Raw genomic sequence first — 12,236 nt, 5'->3', positions numbered from 1 at the left:
AGCGGCGGTCAGGCGGCCTTCTTTGGCCGCCCGGCCGGCCGTCTCGGCCGGAAATAGGCTGCTATCATGACGGGATCGCGGAGCGAAGCCCGGCAGACCATCGCCACGACCTGCGGAATTTCGGCCTCGCCCGACTTCCATCGGCCATAAGTGCTGACGGCGATATTGAGAAACCCACTAGCCTCGTGGTTCGACATCCCCGTCCGCTTTTGCCACGCCATGAGATCGTCGGCGCGGAACGGCCGCTGTTCCATGGCAAGCAGCCGCAAATGGTGGGCGTCGATCACGAGATCGCCATCGGGCTCGCCCCATTCGACCGCGGAATCGAAGACCGCCGACCGGGGCTTCACGAATATCTCTGGATCACGGAGGGCACCTAGCACGGTCCTGTTTTCCGCCAGCCATCCAGCCAGTTCGACCGTATCGGCCCGCCCGTCCTTCCAAGTGATGTGGACGGTAGTGGGCAATTCGGCGGTCACTGTCTCGATCCGGGGATCTTCGTCATGGTCGATCAGGACGGCCTCCTCATAGACCCGCACCTGCATGCCGTTAGGATAAATCCCTACCCCGGATAGGGGCAGTTCTGCCGTCCGCAGCCGCGGGCGCCGCGCGCCGCGACATAGGCGCCGCAGGTGGCGCACGCGACCAGGTCTTCCACCGGCACGGGGTCGGGCTCCCGCCTGGCGGTGGCGTTGCGCTCGGAGCGGCGGGCATTGCCCACGCGGTCGGCCTTTCCGTCCTGCCGGCGGGTGTCGGTCACGCGCTGGACCCAGCGGAACAGCGTCCAGACGGCGATCAGAATGCCGATCAGGGCCAGCAGCTTGGACAGGCTCATCCCGAACATCGCCTAGAGCCCCCACCTGGCCCAGTTCGCGCGCTCCTCAGCGGCGTCGACCGCGGCCCCGATCCAGTCGGCCGGCGCCGCACCCAGCTTCGGCAGCAGGTTGAAGCGGCGCTTGCGCGGCGGGTTCACCAGCGGCAGGCGGACATCGGCCCCCAGCCGTGCGCGCATGGTCGAGCGGATCTCGCCGATGCCGTCGGCCAGCCCCATCTCGACCGCGCGCGCGCCGACCCATATCTCGCCCGAGAACAGCAGGTCGGGCGGCCCCTTCAGGCGCTCGCCGCGCCGCGCTGTCACATGGTCGCGGAAGACCTGGTGCATGTCGGCCTGAATGGCCAGCAGGCGGGCAACGTCCTCGGGCTTCTCGGGCAGGAACGGGTCCCACAGTGACTTGCGCTCGCCGGCCGTATGGACCCGCCGCTCGATCCCCAGGCGGCCGATGGCGTCGGCGAAGCCGAAGCCGGCCGCGATCACGCCGATCGAACCGACGAGGCTGGCCGGGTCGACGATGATCTCGTCGCCGGCCAGCGCCAGCCAGTAGCCGCCCGACGCCGCCACGTCCTCGACGAAGACGGTGACGCGGATACCCTTGGCGGTGGCGAGGTCGCGAATGCGGCGCGCGATCAGCGAGGACTGCGCGGGCGACCCGCCCGGCGAGTTGACGACGAGCGCCACGTCCTTGGCGCCGGGCATGGCGAAGGCGCGATCGAGGACCGGCGCCAGGCCGGCCAGAGTGAGCCCACTGCCGCGGCCGGCGCCGGCGCGGCCGATGACGCCGTCGAGCCGCACCACCGGCACGATCGGCGGTCGCTTGATGCCGAAGCGGGCGGCCAGCCGGTCTATCAGCATGGCCGGGAACAAGCCGGGCTAGAACGCAATCGGGCGTCCCCCGCGCAGGATGCCATCGGCGATGGGGGTGTAGCCGCCGTCCGGGCGGTGCAGGACGATGCCCGGCAGCAGCCGCATCGGCGCGTTCGAATCGCGCCTGGCCTGGACGATGACGCGGCCCGCCGGCTTGTCCGGCCCGGGCCACAGCGGCAGCACGGTGACGTCGCCGACGCGGCCCGACAGCAGCGCAAGGAGCTGGTCCAGGCGGTCGGCGCGGTGGATGAAGGTGACGGTGCCATGCTGCTTGGCCATCAGCAGGCTGAAGCGCACCCAGGCTGCCAGGTCGGCCTCGCCTTCCACGGTCGCCATCGCCTTGCCGGCGTGCGGCGCGGGGTCGGCGCGGCCGGCCTCCATGTAGGGCGGGTTGGCCATGACATGGGTGAAGCTGGTGGGCGCCAGGCGCGGCGGCGGCCGCTGCAGGTCGCCGATCACCACCGAGGCGCGGTCGTCGAAGCCGTTGGCGTCGATGTTGCGGCTGGCGAGCTGGCCCAACTGGCGCTGCAGCTCGAGCCCGACGACGCGGCAGCCGGGCACCCGCCAGGCCAGGCAGAGGGCGGCCGCACCGACGCCGGTGCCGACATCCAGCACCATCTCACCCGCGGCCGCCGGCACGGCGGCGGCCAGCAGGACAGGGTCGATCGCGACGCGATAGCCGTCACGCGGCTGGCGCAGCTTGACCCGCCCTTCCAGCAGGGTGTCGTCGGTCACCGCCAGCGGTGCGCCCGGGGCATTGTTGGCGGGGGGTTCGCTCATGCCGTACCTCTTCCCTGGTTCTGCGACCGCCACCGGCGTTCAGGCCGGCGGCAGGGATTCCCCCGCCTCGGTCAGGAGGCGGCGGGCCGCCGTCAGATCCCCCGGCGCCACCATCAACCGGCGCTGGATGGCCCCGATGCTGCCTTCCATCAGGCTGGCATGGCCATCGAGAACCACCACGCCGATCCCGGCATCGGCCAGCAGGGCCGTCAACCAGGACAGGCGCACGACATCGTTGGTGCGCAGGAGTTCTACCACGACTGCGATTCTATCACGGAGCAAGCTTTTAGCACGGGCCGGGCTTTTAGCACGGGCCAGCGATCTATCACGGAGTCGTGCGAGATGCGGGCATCGCTTGACCAAGGCGGGTCAGCTTCTATGCTCGCCTCCGATCGACCTGACAGCCCCCTTGACCTGACAGATTGCCGAGGAACCGTTTTGGCCGTCGCCGCCAACTTGCCATCGGACGAGACGCCGTCGCTGGAGCCCCTGATCCGCCTCGTGGGCGACGATCTGAGCCGGGTGAACGCGCGCATCATCGAATACATGCACAGCCCCGTCGCGCTCATCCCGCAGTTGGCCGGCCATATCGTGGCGGCCGGCGGCAAGCGCCTGCGGCCCATGCTGACGCTGGCCGCCGCCCGCCTCTGCGACTATGACGGCGACCGCCATGTCTCGCTGGCGGCCTGCGTGGAGTTCATCCACACGGCCACCCTGCTGCATGACGACGTGGTCGACGAGAGCGACCTGCGCCGCGGCATCGCGACGGCCAATGCGGTGTGGGGCAACAAGGCCAGCGTGCTGGTCGGCGACTTCCTCTTCAGCCGCGCTTTCCAGCTTATGGTGGCGGACGGCTCGCTGGAGGTGCTGCGCATCCTGTCCCACGCCTCGGCCGTGATCGCCGAGGGCGAGGTGCTGCAGCTCGTCACCTCCAACGACACGGGCACCACAGAGGAATCCTACCTCGAGGTGATCCGCTCCAAGACCGCCCAGCTCTTCGCGGCCGCCTGCCGCATCGGCCCCGTGGTCGCCGGCCGGCCGGCGGAAGAGGCCGACGCGCTCGAGGCGTTCGGCCTCAATCTCGGCATCGCCTTCCAACTGGTCGACGACATGCTCGACTATTCGGCCCGTCAGGCCGAGCTGGGCAAGACGGTCGGCGACGATTTCCGCGACGGCAAGATCACCCTGCCCATCGTGCTGGCCTTCGCCCGCGGCGACGACGAGGAGAAGGCGTTCTGGCGCCGCACGCTGGAAGACCAGCAGCAGGAGCCGGACGACTTGGCCCACGCCCAGATGCTGCTGCGCCGCCACGGGGCGCTGGAGGCGACGATGGAGCGCGCCCGCGAATATGGCGCGCGCGCGCTGGAGTCGCTGGCCCCCTTCCCCGCCGGGCCGGTGCGCCGCGCGCTCGACGAAGTGGTGGCATTCTGCATCGCGCGCGCTTTCTGATCGATCGACGCCGGTTTGCCTTGCGGGGGCGCGTCCTAGCGGCTATAAGCCGCCTCCGCCGGTCGGAGTGTAGCTCAGCCTGGTAGAGCACTGCTTTCGGGAGGCAGGGGCCGGAGGTTCGAATCCTCTCACTCCGACCAGCGTAAGGCCCCTTCCCAGCTCTACCCCTCGCCTTTCCCAGTACGAATCCGCTCAGGAGGCCCAGCATGGCCGAGGCCGTCGCGCGCCCGAAGGTGCTCTATTTCGTCCTGGGCAACCGGCCGCTGTACGAGCTGGTGGAAAGCGCGCTGCCGCCGGAGTTCGAGCTGATGACGCTGGAGTCCGGTAGCGAGGCCGAGCGGCTGGAGAAGCTGCGCGACGCCGAGGTGGTGATCGTCGGCGGCGGCCGGCTCGCCCGGCATCATATCGAGGCGGCCCCGCGCCTGCGCTTCGTGCAGCACCAGGGCGTGGGATATCATGACACGGTGGACGTGGCGGCCCTGCGCGAGCGCCAGATCCCGCTGGCCCTGGCCCCGGGCGGCACCAGCATCGGCGTGTCCGAGCACACGATCATGATGATGCTGGCCGTGTGCAAGCGGCTGGCCTACCTCGACTCCGAGCTGCGCCGCGGCGTCTGGCATGCCAACGACATGCGCGCGGAGTCGCGCCAGATCTTCGGCATGACGGTCGGCATCGTCGGCTTGGGCCGCATCGGCACGGAGGTGGCACGCCACCTCCAGGGCTTCGGCGCGACGCTCGTCTATCACGACATCGTCGATATCCCGGCCGAGGTCGAGCGCGAGCTGAAGGTGCGCCGCGTCGGGTTCGACGAACTGCTCGCGCTCTCGGACATGGTGACCCTGCACCTGCCGCTGACCGAGCTGTCGCACCACATGATGAACCGCGAGACGATCGGGCGCATGAAGCCGGGCGCCATGCTGATCAACTGTGCCCGCGGCCCCATCGTCGAGGAGGCGGCCCTGGTCGAGGCGCTGCGCTCCGGCCATCTGGCCGGCGTCGGGCTCGACACCTTCGAGATCGAGCCGCCGCCCCACCCGACGCCGCTGGCCGAGTTCCGCAACGTCGTGCTGACCCCGCACAACGCGCCCGGCACCCGCGACGCGATGCGGATGAAGATGGGCGACATGTTCGACAACATCCAACGATTCTACCGCGCCGAACCGCTGGTCGACCGCGTCGAGCTGGACTGAGCCGCCCCTACTCCATCATCCCGCCGCGGCCGCGCAGGTACTGGCGCAACTGCCGCTCGCCGATGTCGCAGCCCCGGTCGTAGGCGACCGGTCGGATACCCGGCGCGCTGCTGGCGGGGATCGCCCGCACGGGCTCCGGCCGGGCGGCGATCTCCAGGATCAGCTTGCGCTTCACGGCCGCGGCGAAGGTCTCGAAACCCTGGGCCACGACCATGAAGGCGCCGGGGCCGCCGATGACGCAGCCGTCATAGTACTCGTCGAGGTCGTCGAGGCTGGGGAAGGCCGCGACGTTGGGGCGGTCGTTCAGGATCGGCAGGCCGTTGATGGTGACGCCCATCGCCAGCGCCGCGTCCCGCGCGGTGGTCACGTCCGGCCCGTCATTGTTGGGGCCGTCGCCGGAGATGTCGATCACGCGGCGCTCACCCTGGAAGCCGCCCGCGCCGAACATCGGCAGCGCGAAATGGATCGCCCCGCTGATCGAGGTGCTGACGCCGGTCGCGATCGGCGCGGCCGCGATCCGTCGCGCCAGCGCCTCGGCCGTCGGCCGGTCGCGCACCAGGTGCCAGTCGGCCACCAGGCGCCGGTGGCGATAGCCGGCCCATTCCACATAGGCGATCGCCACCCGGCCGTGCAGGCCGCCGCGGATGGCGTCGATCACCTGCGGGTCGGTCAGGGCGGCGACATAGCCGTCGCGCTGGAGGCGGGCCTCGTCCTGGTCGACGGAGCCGGAGACGTCGACCGCCAGTACCAGTTCCAGGTCGACGGGCTCGACGGCAAGGACCTGCGTCGCCATCTGCAAGGCCAGCACGGCTGCGACCAGCCCGATGATGCCGAGGCGCGATCGTTGGGACATGAGAGCGAAGCCTACACCCGATATCGGCATCGCGGCAGTGCGACGCCCAATCATCTTGCGCCCTGCCGCCGCCTCGTCCATGCCTGCTGCGCGCAGCCCAAGAAAGGACCGCCAAGGTGCATCGACTGCTGCTACCCGTCATCCTGCTCGGCATGCTGGCCATCGCCGGGCTCGCCGCCGCCTCCATCTGGTCCGGCATGGCCGACATCCGCCTGGGAATGCATGGCTGGATCGCGCTGGGCCTCGGCGTCTTCTTCACGCTGGCGATCGGCGGTGGCCTGATGGCGCTGGTGTTCTATTCCAGCCGGCGCGGCTATGACGAGACGACCACGACCCGCGAGGAGGTCGAGGAGGAGCAGCGGCGCAACGGCCGCTGACCCGGCGCCAACACCAGGAGCCCCGCATGCCGCCCGAAGCCGACGCCAGCACCGAGGCCGTCCTCTACGAATCGCGCGACCGGGTCGCGATCATCACCATCAACAACCCGGCCAAGGCCAATTCCATCAATGCCGACGTGGCGCTGGGCCTGGCCGCGGCGTGGCGGCGCTTCAATGCGAGCGACGACCGGGTGGCGGTCGTAACCGGTGCCGGCGAGAAGGCCTTCTCCGCCGGTGCCGACCTCGACGCGCCGCCGGAACTGCGCCGCTTCATGCCGGGCGTCGGGATCAAGGTCGAGAAGCCGATCATCGCCGCGGTTTCCGGCTGGTGCGTCGGCGGGTCGGTGGTGCTGGTGCAGATGTGCGACCTCTGCATCGCGAGCGAGACGGCCCGATTCTCCTACCCCGAGGCCAAGCTGGGGTTCACCGGCGGCCTGATCAGCTCGCTCGCCACCCGCATCCCGCACAAGGTGGCGATGGAGTTCATCCTGATGGGCGAGCCGATGACGGCCCAGCGCGCCTACGAGGTGGGGTTCGTCAACAAGGTGGTGCCGGCGGGCCAACACCTGGCCGAGGCGGAGGCCTGGGCGCGCAAGCTGGCCGGCATGGCGCCGCTGGTGCTGACCACGCTGAAGCGCTTCGTCGGCGAGGCCTTGCCGCGCGGGCCGTCCGAGCAGGCCGGCCGGGCGCTGGCCGACATCGAGGCCGTCTGGGGCAGCGACGACTATCGCGAGGGCCTGGCCGCCTTCAAGGCGAAGCGACCGCCGGACTACAACGGGCGGTAGCCCCATCTCGCGAGCAAGTGCGAAGTCCGCTACTATTGGCCGGCAGCACGACCGAACGGGGGAAACGATGAAGGTGCGCTCCTGGCTCATCGCGGCCGCGTCGCTTGCGTGCATGGGCGCGCCGGCGGCAGCGTTCGGGTACAACGAGCATGCGGAATTCAACATCGGGAATTTCACGACCGGCGCGATCGACTTCGATGTCCATGGCGAAGTCCGGCGAACGGTCTATCCCAACAAGCACGACGTGCACTCGTCGTACCATTCCGGCGACAATGGCCGCGGGTATCATGTCTGGCTGTACCAGGGCGCCAAATGGTGCCGCCGAAGCGTCCTGATCCAGAATTTGGGGGCCGTCGCTGGCGTGATTCAGATGCGGTGCGTCGACAATGGCAACGAGGCGCATGGGATCTTCTGCTCCCTGGGAGAGATCCTGGAGTACCCCAGCGAGCGGAAATGCATGTTTCCGATCCATGCCTCGCAGCCCTAGCGCTGCCGGCATCTCTTAGCCAGCCAGCACCGCCAGCGCATCCGCATCCGACATCTCGGCCGGAAGCTCGGCCTCGACCGCGATCGCGCGGGCGAGCAGCCGGCGATACTGGGCCTTGGGCACTTCCACGGTGCCGAAGCCGGCCAGGTGGTCGGTCACGAACTGCGTGTCGAGCAGGCGGAAGCCGCCCTTGATCAGGCGGGCGACCAGGTGCACCAGCGCCACCTTGCTGGCGTCGGTCTCGCGCATGAACATGCTCTCGCCGAAGAAGGCGGCACCGATGTGGACGCCGTAGAGGCCGCCCACGAGGCGCCCGCCGCGCCAACATTCTACGCTGTGGGCCCGGCCCATGGCGTGGAGGGCGGCATAGAGTTCGCGGATCTGGCCGTTGATCCAGGTTTCCCGCCGGCTGCCGGTGCGCTCGGCGCAGCCGTCGACGACGGCAGCGAAGTCCTGGTCGACGGTGACGGTAAAGGGATTTTGGCGCACCCGCCGGGCCAGCCGGCGCGGCAGGTGGAAGCCATCCAGCGGCAGCACGCCGCGCCAGTCGGGATCGACCCAGAACAGTTCGGGGTCGTCGGCCGTCTCGGCCATCGGGAACAGGCCGACGGCATAGGCCCGCAGCAGGATCTCGGGCGTCAGCACGCCCATGGGGACGGCGGCGGCGTCAGGCTTCGCCGCGCTCGGCCGCCATGAACCGCTCCAGCCAGTGCACGTCGTAGTGGCCGTCGAGGAAGTCGCGGTTGGTGAGCAGGCGGCGGTGCAGCGGCAGGTTGGTCTCGATCCCGCCCACGGCATATTCGCCCAAGGCCCGGCGCAGGCGCATCAGGCACTCGTTGCGGGTGTTGCCATGGACGATCAGCTTGGCCACCAGGCTGTCGTAGTTGGAGGGCACGACATAGCCCGAGAACAGGTGCGAATCGACCCGCACCCCCGGCCCCCCGGGCGCATGGTATTCGGTGATGCGGCCGGGCGACGGCAGGAAGGTCTCGGGATGCTCGGCGTTGATCCGGCACTCGATCGCATGCCCCGACAGGCGCACGGCATCCTGGCCGTAGCCCAGCGTCGCCCCGGCGGCGACGCGGATCTGCTCGCGCACCAGGTCGATGCCGGTCACCATCTCGCTGATCGGGTGCTCGACCTGGAGGCGGGTGTTCATCTCGATGAAGTAGAAGGCGCCTTCCTCGTAGAGGAACTCGATCGTGCCGACGCCGCGATAGCCGATCTCGCGGATGGCATCGGTGACGCGGCGGCCGATATCCTCGCGCTGCTCGGCGTTGAGCGCCGGCGACAGCGCCTCCTCCAGGATCTTCTGGTGGTTGCGCTGGATGGAGCAGTCGCGCTCGCCCAGATGGACCACGCCGCCCTGCCCGTCCGCCAGCACCTGCACCTCGATGTGCCGGGGCCGCATCAGGTACTTCTCGAGATAGACCGCGTCGTTGCTGAAGAAGGCCTTGGCCTCCGACCGCGCGATCGAGAACGCGCCGCGCAGTTGGCTCTCGTCGAGCGCGACCCGCATGCCGCGGCCGCCGCCGCCGCCGGCCGCCTTCACCAGCACCGGGTAGCCGATGCGGGCGGCCGCCTCCAGCGCGGCTTCCACCGTCGCCACCGCCCCGTCGGAGTCGGGCACGGTCGGCAGGCCCAGGCGCCGGGCCTCGGTCTTGGCCTGCACCTTGTCGCCCATCAGGCGGATATGCTCGGGCGTCGGGCCGATGAAGGTGAAGCCGTGCTCTTCCACCATCGCCGCGAAATCGGCGTTCTCGGCCAGGAACCCCAGGCCGGGATGGATGGCGTCGGCGTTGGTGATGGTGGCCGCCGTCAGGATGGCGGGCACGTTGAGGTAGCTTTCCCGGGCCGAGGCCGGGCCGATGCAGACGGATTCGTCCGCCAGGCGCACATGCATCGAATCGGCGTCGGCGGTGGAATGCACGGCCACCGTCTGGATGCCCATCTCGCGGCAGGCGCGCAGGATGCGCAGCGCGATCTCGCCGCGGTTGGCGATCAGGATCTTCTCGAACATCGGCGGGGCCGGTTCCGGCCTAGTCGAGGATCGTGAGCGGCTGCCCGAACTCGACCGGCTGGCCGTCATCGACCAGCACCGCGCGCACGGTGCCGGCGCGCGGCGCCGTGATCGGGTTCATGACCTTCATCGCCTCGACGATCATCAGCGTCTGGCCGGCGGCGACCCGATCGCCCGCGGCCACGAAGGGCGGCGCGTTCGGCTGCGGCGACAGATAGACGGTGCCGACCATGGGCGACTTGATGGCACCCGGGTCATCGGCCGCGGCCACCGCCGCGGGGGCTGCCGCCACGACCGGGCCCGGTGCCGCAGCCACGGCCGGGCCGGCATGGATCACCTGGGCGGCCGGCGCCCGGGCGATGCGGATGCGCGCGTCGCCGGCCTGGGCCTCGATCTCCGTCAGGCCGGTCTCGTCGAGCAGGCGGGCCAGCGTGCGGACGAGTTCCTCGTCCACGGCCAGCGGCTGGGTCCGCTTCATGCGTCCTCCTTGGCGGCGTCGACGATGCCGGCGAGCGCCTCGATCGCCAGAACATAGCTGTTCGTGCCGAAGCCGCAGATGACGCCGGCGGCGACGTCCGAGATGTAGGAATGGTGACGGAAGGGCTCGCGCTTGAAGACGTTCGACAGGTGGACCTCGATGACCGGCAAGTCGGCCGACTTCAGCGCATCGCGGATGGCGACCGACGTGTGGGTGTAGGCGCCGGCATTCAGCACGATGCCGATGGCGCTGCCGCGCGCCTCCTGGATCCAGTCGATCAGGGTGCCCTCGTGGTTCGACTGCCGGAAGTCGACATCATAGCCGAGCAGGCCGGCCCGCTCGCGACAGGCTTCCTCGACATCGCCCAGCGTGGCGCTGCCGTAGAGGGACGGCTCGCGCACGCCCAGGAGGTTGAGGTTGGGCCCGTTCAGGACAAGGATCGTCGGGTCGGTCACGTCTTATGCGTCCGCTTTCATGGCGGCGTCCTTATAGCATGGGGCGAGCCCCCCGCAACGCGGCGGCGACCGCCCGTCCCGGACGACTCCGACAAGCCAAAAAACTCCCCCGGAAAGTACAGAATCCGCTTTTCAAATCCTGCGCTTGGCTTATATAGCCGGCCTGCGCAATCGCACGTGCCCCTGGCTGTTCCAGGACAAGCAACGACGTTAGGCGTACTTCCCCCGTCAGCCTTGCAGCGACGGCCAGTCAAGAGGAGGTAGCAATGTTCGCTGTTTGCCGAGGAGCGGCGTCGCGTTACCCCGCGTCGTCCGACATTCTCACCCCGTTTTACCCCTGTCGGGCGACCCGCGTCGTCACGCTGCACGAATTCGTCCTCCCTTCGAGTATGACCGCGTCGCGGATCTGATACCGCGCGCGCTTGGGACCCGCATGCGGCGGGTCCACCAGATCGAAAATCGCTAGTTACCGCCTCGACTCTTCCCGTCAACGGGAGGAGGCGTCGCATTCGGCTGGGAGGCCGTTTCGATGACCGACAAGATTCGCCGATTCCTGCGCGATCAGCAGCCCGCTACCCCGTGCCTCGTCGTCGACCTCGACGTGGTTGGCGAGAATTACGATCGCCTGCACCGGCTGCTGCCTCGCGCCGAAATCTACTATGCCGTGAAGGCGAACCCGGCGGTTCCGGTCGTGCGCCTGCTGGCCGAGAAGGGCTCGTGCTTCGACACGGCCAGCATCCATGAGATCGACCTCTGCCTGTCGGCCGGCGCGCCGGCCGAGCGCCTGTCGTTCGGCAACACGATCAAGAAGCAGTCCGACATCGCGGCCGCCTTTGCCCGCGGCGTCGACCTGTTCGCGTTCGACAGCCGGGCCGAACTGGAGAAGCTGGCCGCGGCCGCCCCCGGCTCGCGCGTGTTCTGCCGCGTGCTGATGGATTGTGCGGGCGCCGAATGGCCGCTGAACCGCAAGTTCGGCTGCGAGCTGGAGATGGCGCGCGACCTGATGCTGCAGGCCCGCGACCTCGGCCTCGACCCCTATGGCCTGTCGTTCCATGTCGGCTCGCAGCAGACCGACCTGGAGCAGTGGGACATCGCCATCGGCCGCACCATGATGGTCTTCACCCAGTTGAACGAGGCTGGGATCGAGCTGCGCATGCTGAACCTGGGCGGGGGTTTCCCAGCGCAGTACCGCCGCGACATCCCCGCGCTGGAGGCCTATGCCGACGCGATCAACCGCGCCGTCGAGCGGCATTTCGGCAACCGCATGCCGCGCCTGATCATCGAGCCCGGCCGTGGCATGACCGGCGATGCCGGCATCATCCAGTCGGAGGTCGTGCTGATCTCTGAGAAGGGCTACCAGGAGAATCGCCGCTGGGTCTTCCTCGACATCGGCAAGTTCGGCGGGCTGGCCGAGACGATGGACGAGTCGATCCAGTACCGTATCCGCACGCCCCATGACGGTGGCGAGACCGGTGCGGTGGTGCTGGCCGGCCCGACCTGCGACAGCGCCGACGTGCTGTACGACAAGGCCGACTACAAGCTGCCGACGGCACTGCGCATTGGCGACAAGGTCGAGATCCACGCGACCGGCGCCTACACGACCAGCTATTCGGCCGTGGGCTTCAACGGCTTCCCGCCCCTGGCCGAGCACTACATCTGA

The 12,236-nt window shown here is 69.2% G+C and carries 16 protein-coding genes and 1 tRNA gene; 7 read left to right on the top strand and 10 right to left on the bottom strand.

The window, feature by feature from the left end; translation table 11 throughout:
- Positions 1-8: 8 nt before the first annotated feature.
- The 5 genes from STVA_RS08425 to STVA_RS08405 are packed head-to-tail and all read right to left on the bottom strand — an operon-like array spanning position 9 to position 2,740.
- Complete coding sequence (locus STVA_RS08425; RefSeq protein ID WP_123689074.1) at positions 9-545, bottom strand: helix-turn-helix domain-containing protein; 537 nt, start codon at positions 543-545, stop codon at positions 9-11.
- Positions 546-562: 17 nt separating this feature from the next.
- A complete protein-coding gene (locus STVA_RS08420) occupies positions 563-835 on the bottom strand; it encodes a hypothetical protein (protein WP_123689075.1) in 273 nt (90 codons plus the stop codon).
- Between the two features lie 12 nt (positions 836-847).
- Positions 848-1,690: a S49 family peptidase gene (locus STVA_RS08415; protein ID WP_197735824.1), complete on the bottom strand. Its 843-nt coding sequence runs from the start codon at positions 1,688-1,690 to the stop codon at positions 848-850.
- Positions 1,691-1,708: 18 nt separating this feature from the next.
- Positions 1,709-2,482, bottom strand: coding sequence for a tRNA1(Val) (adenine(37)-N6)-methyltransferase (locus tag STVA_RS08410; RefSeq protein WP_123689076.1), 774 nt, complete (start codon positions 2,480-2,482; stop codon positions 1,709-1,711).
- Between the two features lie 39 nt (positions 2,483-2,521).
- Entirely contained in the window at positions 2,522-2,740 is a 219-nt protein-coding gene (locus STVA_RS08405) for a putative signal transducing protein (RefSeq protein ID WP_123689077.1), read from the bottom strand.
- Between the two features lie 180 nt (positions 2,741-2,920).
- Here STVA_RS08405 and STVA_RS08400 point away from each other — a divergent pair, with 180 nt between their 5' ends.
- From STVA_RS08400 to STVA_RS08390, 3 genes are all read left to right on the top strand, one after another.
- A complete protein-coding gene (locus STVA_RS08400) occupies positions 2,921-3,931 on the top strand; it encodes a polyprenyl synthetase family protein (protein ID WP_245978264.1) in 1,011 nt (336 codons plus the stop codon).
- Between the two features lie 63 nt (positions 3,932-3,994).
- Positions 3,995-4,071: transfer RNA gene (locus STVA_RS08395), tRNA-Pro, on the top strand.
- Between the two features lie 66 nt (positions 4,072-4,137).
- Positions 4,138-5,121, top strand: a complete 984-nt coding sequence (locus STVA_RS08390) for a 2-hydroxyacid dehydrogenase (RefSeq protein WP_123689079.1) — start codon at positions 4,138-4,140, stop codon at positions 5,119-5,121.
- A 7-nt stretch (positions 5,122-5,128) separates the two neighbouring features.
- Here STVA_RS08390 and STVA_RS08385 read toward each other — a convergent pair whose 3' ends face one another.
- Positions 5,129-5,974 carry a DUF1194 domain-containing protein gene (locus tag STVA_RS08385; RefSeq protein ID WP_123689080.1) on the bottom strand — a complete coding sequence of 282 codons (846 nt, stop codon included), beginning with the start codon at positions 5,972-5,974 and terminating at the stop codon, positions 5,129-5,131.
- Positions 5,975-6,090: 116 nt separating this feature from the next.
- Here STVA_RS08385 and STVA_RS08380 point away from each other — a divergent pair, with 116 nt between their 5' ends.
- The 3 genes from STVA_RS08380 (at position 6,091) to STVA_RS08370 (ending at position 7,623) form a co-directional block, all read left to right on the top strand.
- Entirely contained in the window at positions 6,091-6,351 is a 261-nt protein-coding gene (locus tag STVA_RS08380; protein WP_123689081.1) for a hypothetical protein, read from the top strand.
- A gap of 26 nt (positions 6,352-6,377) precedes the next feature.
- Positions 6,378-7,136, top strand: coding sequence for an enoyl-CoA hydratase/isomerase family protein (locus STVA_RS08375; RefSeq protein ID WP_123689082.1), 759 nt, complete (start codon positions 6,378-6,380; stop codon positions 7,134-7,136).
- Positions 7,137-7,203: 67 nt separating this feature from the next.
- Entirely contained in the window at positions 7,204-7,623 is a 420-nt protein-coding gene (locus STVA_RS08370; RefSeq protein WP_123689083.1) for a hypothetical protein, read from the top strand.
- Positions 7,624-7,638: 15 nt separating this feature from the next.
- Here STVA_RS08370 and aat read toward each other — a convergent pair whose 3' ends face one another.
- From aat to aroQ, 4 genes are read right to left on the bottom strand one after another with little or no spacing between them, the layout of a single operon-like run.
- On the bottom strand, positions 7,639-8,274 hold the full coding sequence (gene aat / locus STVA_RS08365) for a leucyl/phenylalanyl-tRNA--protein transferase (protein WP_123689084.1): 636 nt from the start codon (positions 8,272-8,274) through the stop codon (positions 7,639-7,641).
- 16 nt (positions 8,275-8,290) lie between these two features.
- Entirely contained in the window at positions 8,291-9,643 is a 1,353-nt protein-coding gene (gene accC, locus STVA_RS08360) for an acetyl-CoA carboxylase biotin carboxylase subunit (RefSeq protein ID WP_123689085.1), read from the bottom strand.
- Between the two features lie 19 nt (positions 9,644-9,662).
- On the bottom strand, positions 9,663-10,121 hold the full coding sequence (gene accB, locus STVA_RS08355) for an acetyl-CoA carboxylase biotin carboxyl carrier protein (RefSeq protein ID WP_170216393.1): 459 nt from the start codon (positions 10,119-10,121) through the stop codon (positions 9,663-9,665).
- Positions 10,118-10,576: a type II 3-dehydroquinate dehydratase gene (aroQ, locus tag STVA_RS08350; protein ID WP_123689086.1), complete on the bottom strand. Its 459-nt coding sequence runs from the start codon at positions 10,574-10,576 to the stop codon at positions 10,118-10,120. Before aroQ ends, accB begins: the two co-directional genes overlap by 4 nt.
- Positions 10,577-11,105: 529 nt before the next feature.
- Here aroQ and STVA_RS08345 point away from each other — a divergent pair.
- The gene (locus STVA_RS08345; protein ID WP_123689087.1) at positions 11,106-12,236 is read left to right on the top strand and encodes a type III PLP-dependent enzyme; all 1,131 of its coding nucleotides are present in this window, start codon (positions 11,106-11,108) and stop codon (positions 12,234-12,236) included.

Origin of the sequence: Stella humosa, from assembly GCF_006738645.1 — a bacterium.
GTDB lineage: Bacteria > Pseudomonadota > Alphaproteobacteria > ATCC43930 > Allostellaceae > Allostella > Allostella humosa.
Note: the sequence above shows the minus strand (reverse complement) of the source record. Positions and strands in the feature narration are given on the sequence as shown.